The organism is Mycobacterium sp. (assembly GCF_965229265.1).
GTDB lineage: Bacteria > Actinomycetota > Actinomycetes > Mycobacteriales > Mycobacteriaceae > Mycobacterium.
Map to the genome: position 1 here is coordinate 532567 of NZ_CBDDIY010000010.1, position 16909 is coordinate 549475.

At 69.1% G+C, this 16909-nt stretch carries 14 protein-coding genes and 2 riboswitches; of the genes, 2 read left to right on the forward strand and 12 right to left on the reverse strand.

Translation table 11 applies throughout. The annotated features are described in order from the left end of the window. Nucleotides 1–5: 5 nt before the first annotated feature. Both ADBZ9K_RS04700 and ADBZ9K_RS04705 read left to right on the forward strand, forming a co-directional pair. Entirely contained in the window at nucleotides 6–2174 is a 2169-nt protein-coding gene (locus ADBZ9K_RS04700) for a malate synthase G (RefSeq protein ID WP_526618829.1), read from the forward strand. 112 nt (nucleotides 2175–2286) lie between these two features. Next, nucleotides 2287–4269 carry a vWA domain-containing protein gene (locus tag ADBZ9K_RS04705; protein WP_526618830.1) on the forward strand — a complete coding sequence of 661 codons (1983 nt, stop codon included), beginning with the start codon at nucleotides 2287–2289 and terminating at the stop codon, nucleotides 4267–4269. On the opposite strand, the gene ADBZ9K_RS04710 is transcribed toward ADBZ9K_RS04705, so the two are convergent. The 12 genes from ADBZ9K_RS04710 to secA2 form a co-directional block, all read right to left on the reverse strand. Next, entirely contained in the window at nucleotides 4266–5093 is an 828-nt protein-coding gene (locus ADBZ9K_RS04710) for an alpha/beta fold hydrolase (RefSeq protein WP_526618831.1), read from the reverse strand. The two genes, ADBZ9K_RS04705 and ADBZ9K_RS04710, sit on opposite strands and share 4 nt — an antisense overlap. Nucleotides 5094–5219: 126 nt before the next feature. Next, entirely contained in the window at nucleotides 5220–8075 is a 2856-nt protein-coding gene (gene gcvP, locus ADBZ9K_RS04715) for an aminomethyl-transferring glycine dehydrogenase (RefSeq protein ID WP_526618833.1), read from the reverse strand. Nucleotides 8076–8116: 41 nt separating this feature from the next. After that, nucleotides 8117–8241: riboswitch (glycine riboswitch) on the reverse strand. Then, a riboswitch (glycine riboswitch) is annotated at nucleotides 8242–8338 on the reverse strand. Between the two features lie 61 nt (nucleotides 8339–8399). Next, complete coding sequence (locus tag ADBZ9K_RS04720; RefSeq protein ID WP_526618835.1) at nucleotides 8400–9044, reverse strand: MerR family transcriptional regulator; 645 nt, start codon at nucleotides 9042–9044, stop codon at nucleotides 8400–8402. A 263-nt stretch (nucleotides 9045–9307) separates the two neighbouring features. Then, nucleotides 9308–9802 carry a bifunctional nuclease family protein gene (locus tag ADBZ9K_RS04725; protein ID WP_526618837.1) on the reverse strand — a complete coding sequence of 165 codons (495 nt, stop codon included), beginning with the start codon at nucleotides 9800–9802 and terminating at the stop codon, nucleotides 9308–9310. A 93-nt stretch (nucleotides 9803–9895) separates the two neighbouring features. Then, complete coding sequence (gene ftsR / locus ADBZ9K_RS04730) at nucleotides 9896–10651, reverse strand: transcriptional regulator FtsR (RefSeq protein ID WP_526618839.1); 756 nt, start codon at nucleotides 10649–10651, stop codon at nucleotides 9896–9898. Between the two features lie 31 nt (nucleotides 10652–10682). Further along, complete coding sequence (gene garA, locus ADBZ9K_RS04735; RefSeq protein WP_526618841.1) at nucleotides 10683–11168, reverse strand: glycogen accumulation regulator GarA; 486 nt, start codon at nucleotides 11166–11168, stop codon at nucleotides 10683–10685. Nucleotides 11169–11324: 156 nt separating this feature from the next. After that, entirely contained in the window at nucleotides 11325–11720 is a 396-nt protein-coding gene (gene gcvH / locus ADBZ9K_RS04740; RefSeq protein ID WP_526618842.1) for a glycine cleavage system protein GcvH, read from the reverse strand. Between the two features lie 33 nt (nucleotides 11721–11753). Beyond that, on the reverse strand, nucleotides 11754–12542 hold the full coding sequence (locus ADBZ9K_RS04745; RefSeq protein ID WP_526618843.1) for a DUF881 domain-containing protein: 789 nt from the start codon (nucleotides 12540–12542) through the stop codon (nucleotides 11754–11756). Nucleotide 12543: 1 nt separating this feature from the next. Continuing rightward, the gene (locus ADBZ9K_RS04750; protein WP_526618844.1) at nucleotides 12544–12876 is read right to left on the reverse strand and encodes a small basic family protein; all 333 of its coding nucleotides are present in this window, start codon (nucleotides 12874–12876) and stop codon (nucleotides 12544–12546) included. A gap of 54 nt (nucleotides 12877–12930) precedes the next feature. Continuing rightward, nucleotides 12931–13845 carry a DUF881 domain-containing protein gene (locus tag ADBZ9K_RS04755; protein ID WP_526618845.1) on the reverse strand — a complete coding sequence of 305 codons (915 nt, stop codon included), beginning with the start codon at nucleotides 13843–13845 and terminating at the stop codon, nucleotides 12931–12933. Further along, entirely contained in the window at nucleotides 13829–14440 is a 612-nt protein-coding gene (locus ADBZ9K_RS04760; protein WP_526618846.1) for a CDP-alcohol phosphatidyltransferase family protein, read from the reverse strand. Before ADBZ9K_RS04760 ends, ADBZ9K_RS04755 begins: the two co-directional genes overlap by 17 nt. Nucleotides 14441–14449: 9 nt before the next feature. Continuing rightward, on the reverse strand, nucleotides 14450–16792 hold the full coding sequence (secA2, locus tag ADBZ9K_RS04765) for an accessory Sec system translocase SecA2 (RefSeq protein ID WP_526618847.1): 2343 nt from the start codon (nucleotides 16790–16792) through the stop codon (nucleotides 14450–14452). Between the last annotated feature and the right edge of the window lie 117 nt (nucleotides 16793–16909).

A 16909-nucleotide genomic window follows, 5' to 3' on the forward strand; every position in this document is an offset into this window, starting at 1 on the left:
GACCAATGACCGATCGCGTGCCCGTGGGCAACCTGCGTGTGGCGCAGGCGTTGTACGACTTCATCACCAACGAGGCGCTGCCCGGCACCGGCATCGACCCGGACAGCTTCTGGTCGGGGGTCGACAAGGTCGTCGCCGACCTGACGCCGCAGAACCAGGACCTGCTCGCGCGCCGCGACGAGCTGCAGGCCCAGATCGACAAGTGGCACCGGCAGCGCATCATCGGCGGCATCGACGCCGGTGAGTACCAGCAGTTCCTCACCGACATCGGCTACCTGCTGCCGGAGCCCGAGGACTTCACCATCACCACCGCCGGTGTCGACGACGAGATCACCACCACCGCCGGCCCGCAGCTGGTGGTCCCGATCCTCAACGCCCGCTTCGCGCTCAACGCCGCCAACGCCCGCTGGGGCTCGTTGTACGACGCGCTCTATGGCACCGACGTCATCAGCGACGAGGACGGCGCCGCGGCCGGGACCGGTTACAACAAGATTCGCGGCGACAAGGTCATCGCCTACGCCCGCAATTTCCTCGACCAGGCGGTGCCGCTGGCCACCGGATCATGGCACGAGGTCACCGGCCTATCCGTCGTCGAAGGCGTCCTGGAGATCGCCCAGGGTGACGAGGTCACCGGCCTGGCCAGCCCGGAGAAGTTCGTCGGCTACACCGGGGAGCTCGGCTCCCCCGCCTGGTCGGTGCTGCTGGCCAACCACGGCCTCCACATCGAGGTCCTGATCGACCCGGAGTCGCCGATCGGGTCTACCGACGCCGCCGGCATCAAGGATGTCGTGCTGGAGTCGGCGATCACCACGATCATGGACTTCGAGGACTCGGTGGCCGCCGTCGACGCCGACGACAAGGTCCTGGGCTACCGCAACTGGCTGGGCTTGAACAAGGGTGACCTGGCCGAGGAGGTCACCAAGGGTGGCAAGACGTTCACCCGGGTGCTCAACGCCGACCGCTCCTACCAGGCGCCGGACGCGTCGGGGTCGTTCACGCTGCCCGGCCGCAGCCTGTTGTTCGTCCGCAACGTCGGGCACCTGATGACCAACGACGCGATCGTGGACGCCGACGGCAATGAGGTGTTCGAGGGCATCCAGGACGCGCTGTTCACCACACTGATCGCGACGCACGGGCTCAACGGTCAGAACAGCCGCACCGGCTCGATCTACATCGTCAAGCCGAAGATGCACGGCCCCGACGAGGTCGCGTTCACCTGTGAGCTGTTCAGCCGTGTCGAGGACGTGCTGGGCCTGCCGCAGAACACCATCAAGGTCGGCATCATGGACGAGGAGCGGCGCACCTCGGCCAACCTCAAGGCGTGTGTGAAGGCCGCCGCCGAGCGGGTCGCGTTCATCAACACCGGCTTCCTCGACCGCACCGGCGACGAGATCCACACCTCGATGGAAGCCGGCCCGATGATCCGCAAGGGCGCCATGAAGACCCAGCCGTGGATCCTGGCCTACGAGGACCAGAACGTCGACGTGGGCCTGGCCACCGGCTTCTCCGGCCGGGCCCAGATCGGCAAGGGCATGTGGGCGATGACCGATCTGATGGCCGCCATGGTCGAGCAGAAGATCGGCCAGCCCCGCGCCGGTGCCACCACGGCGTGGGTGCCCTCGCCGACGGCGGCGACCCTGCACGCCATGCACTACCACCTGGTCGATGTCTACGAGGTGCACCAGGAGTTGGCCGGCAGGCGCCGCACCACGCTCGACGAGCTGCTGACCATCCCGCTGGCCAAGGAGCTGGCCTGGTCTCCGGAGGAGATCCACGAAGAGGTCGACAACAACTGTCAGTCGATCCTGGGCTATGTCGTCCGCTGGATCGACGCCGGCGTGGGCTGTTCGAAGGTGCCCGACATCCACGACGTCGCGCTGATGGAGGATCGGGCCACGCTGCGGATCTCCAGCCAGCTGCTGGCCAACTGGCTGCGGCACGGCGTCATCACCTCCGATGACGTCAAGGCCAGCCTGCGCCGGATGGCCGCGGTGGTCGACGAGCAGAACGCCGGGGATCCGGAGTTCCGTCCGATGGCCCCCGACCCCGACGGCAGCATCGCCTTCCAGGCCGCTCAGGAACTGATCCTGGCCGGCACCTCCCAGCCCAACGGCTACACCGAGCCGATCCTGCATCGGCGGCGCCGGGAGTACAAGGCCAGCGTCGGCGCCTGACCCTGGGCCCGGTTCGGCGCAGACCTGCGGCGAACCGCTGATCGCTAGACTCGTGCGGGGTCTGGCGCACGCACCGGAATGACCGTTCGACGAAAGAGGATTAGGCACCGCCATGGGCAGGCACAGCAAACCCGGTCCCGGGGATTCCTTCGGCGAACCGGACGAGCCTGCCGACGAGCGCACCGGCTTCGACGACTATGACGATGCCGAGTACGAGGACGCCGACTACGAGGGCGCCGACTACGAGGGCGCCGGCGACTACCCGGACGCCGACGGCGGCTATTCGGATGTCGAGCCCGACGAGGAACGCACCACCGCCTTCGCCGCGACCCCGTCGACGGGCCAGACCGGCCGGCGCCGCCGAGCTGCCGACGGCGGGCACCGCAGCGCCAGCGGCCGTCGGGGGGTGAGCCTCGGGGTGATCGCCGCGCTGATCACCGTCGTGGTAGTGGTCGGTGCGGTGATCCTGTGGCGGTTCTTCGGCAACGTGCTGTCGCACCGCTCGACCGAGGCCGCCCAGAAATGCCTCGACGGCACCACCAATGTTGCCGTGGTCGCCGACCCGTCGATCGCGGCCAATGTCACCACGCTCGCCGAGAGCTTCAACGCCGTCGCCACCCCGATCGGTGACCGTTGCGTGAAAATGGTTGTGACCGCCGCCGATTCGGACCGAGTGGTCGACGGATTCGTCTCCGACTGGCCGGGTGACCTCGGTGAACGGCCGGCCCTGTGGGTCCCGGCGAGCTCCATCGCAGCGGCCCGGCTGCAGGCGGCGGCCGGCAAGGAAGTCGTCAGCGACGCCCGTTCCCTGGTCACCTCGCCGGTGGTGCTCGCGGCCCGGCCCCAGCTCAAAGACGCACTGGCCCAGCAGGGTTGGGGCGCATTACCGGGGTTGCAGACCAACCCGACCGCGCTGGACCCCAACCTGCCCGGCTGGGGATCGCTGCGGCTTGCGTTGCCCACCGTTGCCGATGCCGACGCCACCTACCTAACCGCCGAGGCCGTCGCGGTGGCCTCGGCCCCGCCGGATGCACCGGCCACCGCCGGTCTGGGCGCCGTCAACAGCCTGATGGCCGGGCAGCCGAAGCTGGCCGACACCACCGCCGACACGGCGTGGAAGGCGCTGCTGGACTCCGGTGACCCGGCCGCCGCGCCGGTGCATGCCGTGGCCACCACCGAACAGCAGCTGTTCGCCCGGACCGCGTCGCTGCCCGACGCCAAGAACAGCGTCGCCGAATGGCTGCCGCCGGGGCCGGTGGCGATGGCCGACTATCCCACGGTGCTGCTGGCCGGGACGTGGCTGTCCGAGGAGCAGGTGAGCGCCGCCAGCGAATTCGCCCGGTTCATGCGCAAACCCGAGCAGCTCGGCGAGCTGGCCAAGGCCGGGTTCCGGGCCGAAGGCACCACCCCGCCGGGCAACGACGTCGTCGGCTTCCCGCAGCTGGGCGCGCCGCTGTCCGCCGGCGACGACTCCGTGCGCGCCACCCTGGCCGCCGCGGTGGCCACTCCAGCCACCGGTTCGGCGACCACGATCATGCTCGACCAGGCCATGTCCGGTGACGAGGGCGGCAAGCCGCGGCTGGCCAACGTGGTGACCGCGCTGGACAACCGGATCGGCGCGCTGCCCAGCAACGCCGCGGTGGGCCTGTGGACGTTCAACGGTGTCGAGGGTCGCTCGGTGGTTCCGACGGGACCGCTGACCGACCAGGTCGCCGGTCAGCCCCGCACGGGTGCGCTGAGCAGCAGCCTGGACGGGTTGTCCCCGTCCGGCTCCGGCGGGGTGTCGTTCACGACGCTGCGGCTGGTCTACGGTGACGCCCTGGCCAACTTCCGTCAGGGACAGGGCAACTCGGTGCTGGTGATCACCCAGGGCCCGCACACCGACCAGTCCCTGGACGGGCCGGGTCTGGAGGCCTACGTGAAGTCGGCGGTCGACCCGGCCAAGCCGGTCGCGATCAACGTCATCGACCTCGGTGACGATCAGGATCGCGCGACGTGGGAGGCGGTTGCGCAGGCCTCCGGCGGCACCTACCAGAACGTCGCGGCCTCAGACTCCCCGGATCTGGCCACCGCCATCACCACGATGCTGTCCTAGTCGAGCTGCAGCAGCTTCCGCGCGCCGGCAGTGAACGCGTCGGGCACCTCGATCTGCGGGTAGTGACCGATGCCGGGCAGCTCGATCACCTCGGCGGCGGGGCGCAACTCACGCAGGCCGGCAAGCACTTCGGTGGTGGCGACGGGATCGCCGGTGGCCCAGAGGAATCCGAGCGGCTTGTCCCAGTCGCGGACGGCGCCGTGCCAGCGCGGAGCGAAGCGGACCCGTTCGTTGAGGTAGGCGCACAGCAGGTGCAGGATCCGGTGACCGTCGTCGCGGGCCAGCAGCGCCCACTGCGCCTGGGCTTCCTGCTCGGATAGCGGATGGGTGGGGCTGAACAACTTGGCGAAGCCGCGCAGGAATCCGCGCTCGTTGGTCAGCCGGGAGAACACCGGCCCGAACGGGCCGCGCAGAATCTTCTGACTCGGCCGCAGGCTGGCCCGTTCGATGATCACGCTGCCGTTGGTGAGCACGGCGCGTTGCAGCTCGAACGGCAGCGAGCCCGACAGGTCGCGGGCCAGCAGCTCGGTGGCCACCGACGTGCCCATGTCGTGGGCCAGCAGCACCACCGGACCCGGATCGGCGTCGGCCACCACCTGCTGCACGATATCGGCCTGCTCGAGCAGGCTGTAGCGGTGTGGACGGGGCTTGTCGGACAGCCCGAAGCCGAGGAAGTCCAGCGTCAGCCAGGCCCGGCCACCCAGGCGGTCGACCACACCACGGAAGTCGTAGGAACTCGACGGGAAGCCGTGCAGGAGAAGGACCGTCGGCCCGTCTCCGGGCGAGGACCGGACGAACACCGAACCCGCGGGGGTGGACAGCATCCGACCACCTTCTTGCCACTGGCGAACACTGGCGGGCAGCACACCGTGACGGTATCAGGCATCCAGTCAGAACTGAGCGCGACGATCCGGTGGGCATCGTCGCGCTCAGCTCTGACTCGATGTGTTCTAGGCGAACGCCTCCACCGGCGGGCACGAGCACACCAGGTTACGGTCGCCGAACGCACCGTCGATGCGGCGCACCGGCGGCCATACCTTGGGTCGGAAACCCTTGCCCAATGGGTAGGCCGCCTGCTCGCGGGTGTAGGGATGCGTCCACTCGTCGACCAGCAGGCATTCGGCGGTGTGCGGAGCGCCCCGCAGCGGATTGTCGTCAACAGGCCACTCCCCCGAGCCGACCTTGTCGATCTCGCCGCGGATGGCGATCATCGCCTCGCAGAATGCGTCCACCTCGGCCAGGCTCTCGCTCTCGGTCGGCTCGACCATCAGCGTGCCCGCCACCGGGAAGCTCATCGTCGGGGCGTGGAAACCGAAGTCCGCCAATCGCTTGGCCACATCGTCGACGGTGACGCCGGTGGCCTTGGTGATGCCCCGCAGGTCGAGGATGCACTCATGGGCGACCATGCCGTTCTCGCCGGTGTAGAGCACCGGGTAGTACTCGTCGAGCCGGCGGGCAATGTAGTTGGCCGAGGCGATCGCGGTCAGGGTGGCCTCCCGCAGCCCCGTGGCGCCCATCATCCGGATGTAGGCCCAGGTGATCGGCAGGATCGACGCCGAGCCGTAGGGCGCCGCGGACACCACGTGCCCGTGCGGAAGTTCCTCGGCCAGCGGGTGGCCGGGCAGGTAGGGGGCCAGATGCGAGCGCACCGCCACCGGGCCGACGCCGGGGCCGCCGCCGCCGTGCGGGATGCAGAACGTCTTGTGCAGGTTCAGGTGGCTGACGTCGCCGCCGAACTTGCCGGGCCGGGCCAGGCCCACCAAGGCGTTGAGGTTGGCACCGTCGACGTAGACCTGGCCGCCGGCGTCGTGCACCGCCGCGCAGATCTCTTCGATGTCGTGCTCGTACACCCCGTGCGTGGACGGGTAGGTGATCATCAGCGCGGCCAGCTTCTCGGCGTGCTCGGCAACCTTGGCGCGCAGGTCGTCGAGGTCGACGTCACCGTTCTCACGGCAGGCCACCACGACCACCCGCATCCCCACCATCGCCGCCGACGCGGCGTTAGTGCCGTGTGCGCTCGACGGGATCAGGCACACGTCGCGGTGGCTCTCGCCCCGCCCGCCGTGATAGTCCCGGATGGCCAGCAGACCCGCGTACTCCCCCTGCGATCCGGCATTGGGCTGCAAAGAAATCGAGTCGTAGCCGGTGACGCCGGTCAGCCAGCCCTCGAGATCGGCGATCAGCTTGCGCAGACCGGGGGTGTCGCCGGCCGGGGCGAATGGGTGCTGGCGGCCGAACTCCGGCCAGGTGATCGACTCCATCTCCGCGGCGGCGTTGAGCTTCATCGTGCACGAGCCCAGCGGGATCATGCTGCGGTCCAGCGCGATGTCCTTGTCGGCCAGGCTGCGCAGGTAGCGCATCATCTCGGTCTCGGTGCGGTACCGGTGGAACGCCGGATGGGTCAGGAATGGCGTTGTCCGCGAATCGATTTCGGGTCCGGCATAGTCACCGGCCAACACCGCGCCGAACGCCTCGAGCACGAGCGCGACCTGCTCGGCGGTGGTGGCCTCGTCACAGGCGACCGACACGTGGTCGGCGTCGACCCGCCAGATGTTGATCCCGCGGCCCTTGGCCTCGGCCTGCACGGCGGCGGCCCGGCCGGGCACGTGCACCAGCACGGTGTCGAAGAACGTGTCGTAGACCACCTCGACACCCGCCGCGCTCAGGCCCGCGGCCAGCGAGCGGGCGTGGCCGTGCACCCGGCGGGCGATGCCGGTCAGCCCGTCCGGGCCGTGGTAGCTGGCGTACATCGCGGCCATGATCGCCAGCAGCACCTGAGCGGTACAGATGTTGGAGGTCGCCTTGTCGCGACGGATGTGCTGTTCGCGGGTCTGCAGCGACAGCCGGTAGGCCGCAGACCCATCGGCGTCCACCGACACGCCGACCAGCCGGCCCGGCAACTGCCGGGCGTGCTTGGAGTGCACGGCCAGATAGCCGGCGTGCGGGCCGCCGAATCCCATGGGCACACCGAATCGTTGCGCACTGCCGAAGGCCACGTCGGCGCCGATCTCGCCGGGCGGGGCAACCAGGGTCAACGCCAGCAGGTCGGCGCCGAGTGCAATCAGTGCGCCGCGTTCGTGGGCCTGCTCGACCAGCTTGGACCAGTCGCTCACCCGGCCGCTGGCCCCGGGCAGCTGGGCGATCACCCCGAAGAACTCGCCGTCGGGCAGACCGCCCCGCAGGTCGGCGGTGACGATCTCGATGCCCAGCGGTTCGGCGCGGGTGGCCAGGATGGCCGCGGTCTGGGTGAACAGATCGGAGTCCACGGCCAGCCGGTTCGACGAACCGCGCGAGGCGCGGTGCATCAACGTCATCGCCTCGGCGGCGGCGGTGCCCTCGTCGAGCATCGAGGCGTTGGCCACCTCCAGGCCGGTGAGATCGGCGATCATGGTCTGGAAGTTCAGCAGCGCCTCCAACCGACCCTGGCTGATCTCCGGCTGATACGGCGTGTAGGCGGTGTACCAGGCCGGGTTCTCCAGGATGTTGCGCAGCAGCACCGGCGGAGTGAGCGTGTCGTAGTAGCCCTGCCCGATCATCGACACCGCGATGGTGTTGCTGTCGGCCATCGCCCGCAGCTCGGCCAGCGCCTCGTGCTCGCTCACGGCGGCAGGCAGCTGATCCAGCCCCGGCGCCAGGCCGTCGGATCGCAGCGCGTCGAGGATGCCCGCGGGCAGCGCCTTGCCGGCCAACTCGTCGAGTGAGGCGACGCCGATGACGTCGAGCATGGTGTTCAGGGCCTCGGCATCGGGCCCGATGTGGCGATCTGTGAAACCAGGGTTGGAACGGGGCTGGGTGTGGTCGGACACTTCGGGGGCTCCTGACTTGGCGGACGCAGCCGTCAGCGGCGTCCTCCCCCTCTGTCGTCCACCCGTTCCGGGCGCCTGAGAGATTCGGCCGGTCCGCCAACCAGGCGAACAAGGCCTTTCCCCATGGGCGGGTGACCGCAGGGGTCACCGCTTTCCAGAGGCATCGTGGCCACGCGCGGTCCGGGTGCCTGAGAGGTTGACGGAGAGGTGTTGCTCCTTCGGCGTCCGTGACTGGCTGCCACGAACTCTCCCGCACGAGGGCGATACAGCGTCGATTCTAACCGCGCGCAGACCCGCGGGCGTACCGGCGGGCAGGTGTCGGCGTTAGCCGGTCTTGCGGTCGCGGCTCTTGCGCCGCGAAGCCAGCTCGTCTTCGGGAGCCGGGATCGATTCGCCGCCGTCGGCACGCTCGCCCGGGAAGTCCGCGATGGTGCCGGTCAGCTCGCGCATGGCTCCGCTGACCGCGATACCGAACACGCCCTGGCCGCCCTGCAGCAAGTCGACGACCTCCTCGGCGGAGGTGCACTCGTACACGGTGGTGCCGTCGGAGAACAGGGTGATGTTGGCCAGGTCCTGCACACCGCGCTGGCGAAGGTGATCGACGGCCACGCGGATGTTGTGCAGCGAGATGCCGGTGTCGAGCAGACGCTTGACGATCTTGAGAACGAGGATGTCCTTGAAGGAGTACAGCCGCTGGCTGCCGGAGCCGGCCGCGCCGCGGATCGAGGGCACCACCAGCGAGGTACGGGCCCAGTAGTCCAACTGCCGGTAGGTGATTCCGGCGATCTGGCAGGCGCTCGGGCCGCGGTATCCGACCAGTTCGTCGGGAACCGAATCGTCGGGGAACAGACCGGCCTGCACCGGCTGGCTCACCGGGCCACCTGCGGGCGAGTCCGCCTCGAAACGGCTTTCGGAACCAGACGCCGTGTCAGCAAGGTCCAGCTGTCCCTGACGTGGCTGCTCGCCCACGATGCTTCCTCTCGCCGTTCGAACTCAATGGCCCCGCTGACCGCTCCACCAACCGCGATTGCCCGAGTTCGAGTCTCACGAGCATACGCTTCTCGACGGGCAGTCGTGCTCGTCGTCGTGATCAAAGTATGGCGCTCCTGCGGCATGCTCCGCGTCATCCACCGCGCGTGTCGAACCGCCACCGACCAAGTGAGACGCATCCGTGATCATCCGTGATCTTGGTCTCCGCGGGAGCTGCCTGCCGGCTCGTTCGGGATACCCGCTCAGGTGGCCTTGAAATCGTCCGGGGAGACGCTGTCGAGGAATTCCTTGAACTTCTCGACCTCGTCTTCGCGGACCGCGCCGCCGGATTCCTCGTCACCCTCGTCGGGAATCAGCAGCCCGGCCTCGGCCAGCACCGCCTCCTCCACATAGATCGGCACACCCATCCGCAGCGCGATCGCCACCGAGTCCGACGGCCGCGCCGAGACCTTGATGTCGCGGTCGAAGATCAGGTCGGCGTAGAAGGTGCCCTCCTGCAGATCGACGATGCGCACCTCTTTGAGTGAATGGCCAAGCGCAGCAATGACATCTCGGATCAGGTCATGGGTCAGCGGCCGCGCGGGCTCGACACCCTGCTGTTCGAGGGCGATGGCAGTCGCCTCCGACTGGCCGATCCAGATGGGCAGGTAGCGGTCACCGTCAGATTCCCGCAGCAGCAGCACCGGCTGGTTCTGGGGCTGCTCGACACGAATGCCGACCACACGAACCTCACCCATCTGTGTCTGACCTCCGCGCTGGTTGTGGCGCCGCGTCCGAGTTCCGACCGCGTGACTGCGCAACGAGCGATGCAGTCATTCGGAGTCTAGTCCTCAGCGGTCGAGAACGTCTCGTACAGCGGACTTGATCAGCGACGTGTGCAGCGTGATCGCTAACGCCGCCACCTCCCTGGCCAGGTCGTCGGCGCGGTCGCGGGCGCCGGTCTTGCCGGCCTTGCCGACCGGGCCGGCGATCTGGGCGATCAGGTCGGACTGCCGGTCGGCGGCCGACCGGAACGCCCGCAGATGCCGGGGCTCGACACCATAATCGGCCAGCGCCCGCGCGCACTGGGCGATCACCACTGAGTACTCGTCGAAGAACCCGCCAGGTCCGGTGGTGATCACCCCGGCCCGGCACAGCGCGGTGAGCAGGTCCTCGCCCACCCCGGACCGCGCCAGCAAATCTTCCCGGCTCAGCCGCACCTGCGTGCGGGCCACCGACGCCACGCCGTCGCCGTCGGCTCCGGGGACGGCCGCGGGGCCTTCGCTGGGCACCGTCACCAAACGCGGTACGCCGTAAGGCGATCCGACCGGAGGCAGCTCGCCGCCGGGCAGCTCGTCCAACTGGGCCTTGATCACCTTCAGCGGCAGGTACTGATCGCGCTGGGCGGTCAGGATGAAACGCAGCCGGGCACAGTCGTAGGCGGTGAACCGCCGATACCCCGATGCACTGCGCTCGGGTGTGACCAGACCCTCGGCCTCCAGGAACCGGATCTTGGAGATCGTCACATCCGGGAAGTCCGGTCGCAGCAGGTCCAGGACCGCTCCGATGGACATCCCGGCAAGCGCGGGACTGTCGGGCTGTGTCATCAGCTCTTCGCGCGAGCGCTCATCGCCGGCACTAGCGCCCGGGTGCACCGTCGTCGTCGGCCGGCTTCGGGCCGGTCAGGAACACCAGCCGGAACTTGCCGATCTGTACCTCGTCGCCATTGGCCAGCGTCGCCGAATCCACCGGCTCACGGTTGACGTAGGTGCCGTTGAGGCTGCCGACGTCGACCACCTGGAATTCGTTGCCGTCCAAGCGGAACTCGGCGTGGCGACGGCTGACCGTCACGTCGTCGAGGAAGATGTCGGAGTCCGGGTGGCGACCGGCCGAGGTTGTCGGCTGGTCGAGCAGGAACCGCGAGCCAGCGTTCGGCCCGCGCTTGACGACCAGCAGCGCCGAGCCCACCGGGAGGCCTTCCACCCCGGAGACCGCGCTCTCGCTGCCGGAACTGGCCGGGGCGTCCAGCTCGTTGAGGAAGTCCGCGCGGAAGACGGATGTCGTCTCCACGGTGACTTCCTCAGACACCTGGTCTGCCCCAGAGTTCTGGTCCTTGTCGGTCACCCGCTGCTCCTCACTGGCTGCCGTGGCGATACTTGGCGGGGTGCCCGCACAAGGCCACCCGTACGCCTCACAATCACTTACGTCGACCGTACCGCGCAGTGGTCGTCGTTGTGCCCACCACCGCCGGATCGGTGGTTGGCATGCACCCTAGCAATCTCATTCGGTCGTTGTGTCCCGATAGGCATCTGCGTCCAGCAGCGCCGCCAACCCGTCTTCGAGGGTATCGCCGTCCACCTGAAGGTCCAACAGCCACCCCTGGCCGTACGGATCGGAGTTGACCAGGCCCGGGTTGGCGTCCAGATCGCTGTTGACGGCAATCACTTTCGCCGACACCGGCGCGTACAGGTCCGAGACCGACTTGGTGGACTCCACCTCACCGAACGATTCGCCGGCCGTGACGTTGCTGTCGACGTCGGGCAACTGCACATACACCACGTCGCCGAGGGAGGCCTGGGCGAAGTCGGTGATCCCGACGCGCACGGTGTTGTCACCGGTGCGGCGCACCCACTCGTGCTCGGCGGTGTAGCGCAGGTCGGCTGGGATTTCGCTCACAGTGCTCCTCGGTGTCGGGCAGGTGTCGGACGCTCATTTGACGGGCTGAGCGTATTGGCGCGCTTTCGGTTGCCGCAAGGTGGTGATGTCCACCCGGTCGGCCTGGGTGACGGTCATCCGCCCGCCGACCCGTTCGACGCTGTCGACGGCTCCGCCCGGGATGTTCATCGCTGCCGCCAGGGTGGGTGGATCACCAATGGCCAGAACAGAATACGGCGGGCTCAAAGTTTGCGAGTCGATGACCAGGGCGCCGGGGTTGCCGACCACCCAGCTGTCCACACCGATCCGCACCGCCTGCTGGCCCGAGCGGATCTCCATCGCCTCGGCGCCGGCGGCCCGCAGTTCGTTGATGACGTCGAGCATGGTTTCGGGTGCCACGCCCGGCCCCGGGTCCGCGATGCTGATGGTGACTCCAGGCCCGGTCGCGGCGACGGTGCCGATCAGGATCGACAGCGCGGCCAGCCTGGCCTGGGCGTTCTGGATGGCCGCCTGGTCGCTGGTGCCGGCGGCCTGCATCGCGGCCAGGGTGCGCTGCAGCTCGGCGACCTCGGTGTTCAGCGCGGCCTCGCGTTGCTGCAACGAGCCCAGCAGCACCAGCAGATCGGCCGGGCGCGCGGTCTGCAGCGCGTCGCCGGATTCGGTCTGGCGGACCTGGGTGGCGATGGCCACGCCGAGCACCAGGCACAGCAGCACCGCGAGCCCGCCGAACATCAGCTGCGCGCGGCTGCGGGGTTCATGCGCCGGCGCCTCGGGCGGCAGTTCGTGGCGCCCGGGCTCACCACCATCGGCGGTCGGTTCATCCTGGCCAGCGCCGCCGGTCATCTCAGGCCCCGAACAACCTGCGGCGCAGCGCAGCGGCGTTGCCGAAGATCCGGATGCCGAGCACGACGATGATCGCCGTGGACAGCTGGGTGCCGACGCCGAGCTGGTCGCCGACATAGACGATCAGGGCGGCGACCAGGACGTTGAACACGAAGGAGACGACGAAGACCTTGGCGTCGAAGAACTTCTCCAAGTAGGCCCGCAAGCCGCCGAACACCGCGTCCAGGGCGGCGACGACGGCGATCGGCAGGTAGGGCTGGATGACCTCGGGGACGCTCGGATGGAACACCAGGCCCAGCACGATGCCGACAACGAGTGCGGCGATTCCGATCATGTCTGCCGGTTCATTTCCGTGAGGTCCCTCGTATCGCGCCGCCCATGGTGCCCGTCAGCTCCCGATCTGCTTGGCAAATTTAATCTCCCGCGCGGTACCTGCCGGCAGCGACAGGCCGTCGCCGCTGCTCACACTGACTCCCACCCCGTAGGACGCTTCGAGCAGCCGCAGCCGGTGCAGTCCGCTGCTGCGGTCGAAGGTGTCCCGCATGGTGTTGGGCGGTCCCACCGCGAGGATGGTATAGGGGCTGGCGATGGGATGATTGTCGACCAGGATGGCACCGCCCGCCTGCCGGATCGTCACGTTGGGTCCCATCCGCACGTCGCCGACGGAGATCGCTTCGGCGCCACTGGCCCACAGCGCATTGACCACGAGCTGCAGATCGCGATCCAGGATGACCTGTCGGCTGCCGGGGACCCGCTGCTTGGAGACGTCGGTGAGGTCGCGGCCCATCCCCGGGTCGGTCACGGTGACGGCCAGCCCCGGGCCGATGACCGCGGTGGTGGCGGCGGCCAGGCTCAGCGCATCCAGCCCGCTGAGCAGTTCGCGGCCGGTGGCGTCGTCGCGCAGCTGGCGACGCTGGATGTCGTCGGCCTGGCTGGCCAGCTCGTCGCGGCGCTGGGTGAGCCGGTCGGTGGTGCCCTCCGCCGAGCGCACGCTGGCGGCCAGCACCTGCTGGGCGGCGCTCACGCCGGGGGCGGTGGAGCGCGCCTGAGCCACCGCCGCGGCGAACACCACGGCGATCAGCAGAGCGGCCAGCGCCTGCCAGGCCCGGTCGGCGGCCGGTGCCCGGGAGCGCCCGGTGCGTCGGCGTTCGGCGGCGGCCGCGGCGTATCCGGGGTCGAGGTGTTCGGTCAGCAGCGAGCGCAGCAGCGAGGGCAGCGGGATGCGGTTCGCCGCATTCTGTTGGTTGGCGCGCCCGGCCTGCGGGTCGTAGCCGCCCAGCGCGGGGTCAGCGGGTGCGGGCATCGCGGTTGGGCCCGGCCTTGGGCAGCGTGCGCACCACCAGGCGCACCTGCAGCAGGTACAGCACCGCCGACCACAGGTACATGCCAAGGCCCCAGATCACGAATCCCCAGCCGCACGCGCCGACAACACGACTCCAGGTCGCGTCCCACTGCCCCAGCAGGACCAGCGGGAAGCCGGACATCAGCGCGAACGTCGCGGCCTTGCCGATGTAGGTGACCGGCAGCGCGGTCAGTCCGCGGCTGCGAACCACCGGCAGCGTCGCGGCCAGCACCACGTCGCGTCCGATCAACGTGGCCACCAGCCACCACGGCACGATGCCGGCCACCCCGAAGCCCAGCGGGACGGCCAGCATGTAGATCCGGTCCACCAGCGGGTCGAGCAGCTCACCGAGCCGGGACGACTGGTTGGCCACCAGCCGGGCGATCTTTCCGTCGGCCCAGTCGGAGAAGCCGCTGAACATCAGGATCGCCACGGCGAGCGCGTAGGCGTGGGTGGCCAGCAGCAGGTACAGGAACACCGGCACCAGGGCGAGCCGAATCACGCTCAGCACGTTCGGGATGGTCAGCACCCGGCCCCGCTGCTCCGGCGTGGTCATGGCATGAACTTAACGGAACACCCCGGGCAGGCTCAGCGCCGACAGGGTGTCGTCGTTGAGCGGGTTGTCGTGGACCATGTAGGTCCACGTCGACGTCGGCCGCGCCAGCTTCGACAAGTCCAGGCCCTGCTCTTCCTCGAGCACGTTGGCGGTCTCGAAAGTCTGCTGCGCCGCCTCGATCGCGTCGGCGGCCAGGTGCGCGAATGCGTCGACGGCCATCCGGTGGAACTCGTCGAGCGGGTTTTGCCTGCCCAGGGCGCGCAGGTGGATGCTCTCCCGGATGTCGGCCAGATAGGCGAGGTGGTCGGCCCACCCCCGGTCCAGATGGAACAGCATGATCTGCCGGCAGATCACCTCGAGCCGTTCCTCGGAGACCTTCTCGGCGAGTTCGTCGTAGCGCTCCGGGGAGAGGTCCTTGAGCTCGTTGCGCGCCGCCGGCGTGCTGAGCAGGGTGTTGCGCCGCTCGACGATGATGGCGCGCTGCTGGGCGATCAGCTGGTTGTAGCGCCAGGTGTTGGCGTGCACGTCGAGCAGCCGGCCCTCGGCCACCCGCTGGGCGTGGTCGAGCAGCGTGGCGGCCTTGGGACTGGTGATGCGGCCCGTCTCGTCGCACTCGGTGGGCAGTTTCGCCGCTTCCACGTGGGCGGTGACGACGTCGTCCTCCCAGCTGGCGAAGAACACCGACGAGCCCGGGTCGCCCTGGCGGCCCGCGCGGCCGCGCAGCTGATTGTCCAGCCGCTCGGTGAGGTGCCTGCCGGTCCCGATGACGTGCAGCCCGCCCAGCTCGGCCACCTTCTCATGATCGGTCTCATCGGAGCCGCCCAGCCGGATGTCGGTGCCGCGGCCGGCCATCTGGGTGGAGACGGTGACCGCACCGAGCTTGCCGGCCTCGGCGATGACGACGGCCTCTTCCTCGTCGTTCTTGGCGTTGAGCACCACCGCGGGCACTCCGCGGCGCAGCAGCCGTTCGTGCAGTTCCTCGGATTCGGCGACATCGTGGGTGCCGACCAGGATCGGCTGGCCGGTGGCGTGCACATCGCTGATGTGCTCCATGATGGCCTCGATCTTGGCCGCCGCGGTGATGTAGACCCGGTCGGCGTCGTCCTCTCGGATGTTGGGGGTGTTCGGCGGGATCGGCGAGACGGCCAACTTGTAGAACTGGCGCAGCTGCTCACCGGCGGCCAGCGCGGTACCGGTCATTCCGCACACCGTCGGGTAGCGGTTGATCAGCGCCTGCACCGTGATGGTGTCCAGCACTTCGCCGGTCTCGGTGGTCTCGATGCCCTCCTTGGCCTCGACGGCCGCCTGCAGGCCGTCGGGCCAGCGCTGCAGCGAGGCGATCCGGCCGCGGGAGGAGTTGATCAGCGCGACGGCGCCGTCGCGGACGATGTAGTGCACGTCGCGCTGCAGCAACACGTGGGCGTGCAGGGCGACGTTGACCTCGGTCAGCGTGGTGCTGACATGTTCCTCGGAGTACAGGTCTATACCGCCGAGGGCGGCTTCGATCTTCTTGGCGCCGGCCTCGGTGAGGTGCACGTTGCGGCTGTCGGCGTCGGTGGCAAAGTACTCGGCGTCCGACGCCGCCACCAGTTCGCCGACCAGGCGCACGATTTCGACCTTCGGGGTCTCGCGATGGGTGGTCCCGGCCAGCACCAGCGGCACCAATGCCTCGTCGACGAGCACCGAGTCGGCCTCGTCGATCAGCGCCACGTCCGGGTTCGGCGACACCAGGTCGGCGACATCGGTGACCAGCTGGTCGCGCAGCACGTCGAAGCCGATCTCGTTGACCGAGGCATAGGTGACGTCGCACTGGTAGGCGGCGCGGCGTTGCTCGGCGGTCGACTCGGCGGTGATCCAGCCGACCGTCAACCCCATCGCCTCGATCAGCGGTGTCATCCACTCGGCGTCGCGGCGGGCCAGGTAGTCGTTGATGGTGACGACGTGGACGTTGCGCCCGGCCAGCGCGTAGCCGGCGGCGGCGATCGCCCCGGACAGCGTCTTGCCTTCGCCGGTGGCCATCTCGATGACGTCACCGGCGAGCATGCGCAGCGCCCCGAGCAGCTGAACGTCAAACGGACGCAGTGCGGTCGTGCGCTCGGCGGCCTCGCGGGCGATCGCCAGGAACTGCGGGATGTCGGCGGACGCGGCGAGGTCGCCGAGTTCGAGCAGCTTCGCGGCTTTGCGCAACTGGTCGTCGTCGAGCCCCTTGGCCTTCTCGTCGAACTCGGCCGAGGCGTTCACCTCGGCCATCGACTCGGCTTTGGTCTTCTCGGTGCTGGCACCGAGCAGGCGCCAGAAGCCCCGGCTGATGCGGCCCGGCCCGGCAGCGCTGTCTTTGCGAGTTTTCGCCACGCGTCAACGGTACCGGCGGCGCCTGGTAAACCAGCACCGGCCAGCCCGGGCCTGCCCGGTGGATCGGGGCACTCGAGTGACATTTCGCTCGGCTTCTGGAGCGGACGCGCGCCTTTG

Coding starts and splice junctions, on each gene's coding strand:
- ADBZ9K_RS04760 (WP_526618846.1), bottom strand. CDS start 14,440: ATGACCACGCCGGAGCAGCGGGGCCGGGTGCTGACCATCCCGAACGTG.
- ADBZ9K_RS04705 (WP_526618830.1), top strand. CDS start 2,287: ATGGGCAGGCACAGCAAACCCGGTCCCGGGGATTCCTTCGGCGAACCG.
- ADBZ9K_RS04755 (WP_526618845.1), bottom strand. CDS start 13,845: ATGCCCGCACCCGCTGACCCCGCGCTGGGCGGCTACGACCCGCAGGCC.
- ADBZ9K_RS04745 (WP_526618843.1), bottom strand. CDS start 12,542: ATGACCGGCGGCGCTGGCCAGGATGAACCGACCGCCGATGGTGGTGAG.
- ADBZ9K_RS04700 (WP_526618829.1), top strand. CDS start 6: ATGACCGATCGCGTGCCCGTGGGCAACCTGCGTGTGGCGCAGGCGTTG.
- ADBZ9K_RS04725 (WP_526618837.1), bottom strand. CDS start 9,802: ATGGGTGAGGTTCGTGTGGTCGGCATTCGTGTCGAGCAGCCCCAGAAC.
- ADBZ9K_RS04750 (WP_526618844.1), bottom strand. CDS start 12,876: ATGATCGGAATCGCCGCACTCGTTGTCGGCATCGTGCTGGGCCTGGTG.
- ftsR (WP_526618839.1), bottom strand. CDS start 10,651: ATGACACAGCCCGACAGTCCCGCGCTTGCCGGGATGTCCATCGGAGCG.
- ADBZ9K_RS04710 (WP_526618831.1), bottom strand. CDS start 5,093: ATGCTGTCCACCCCCGCGGGTTCGGTGTTCGTCCGGTCCTCGCCCGGA.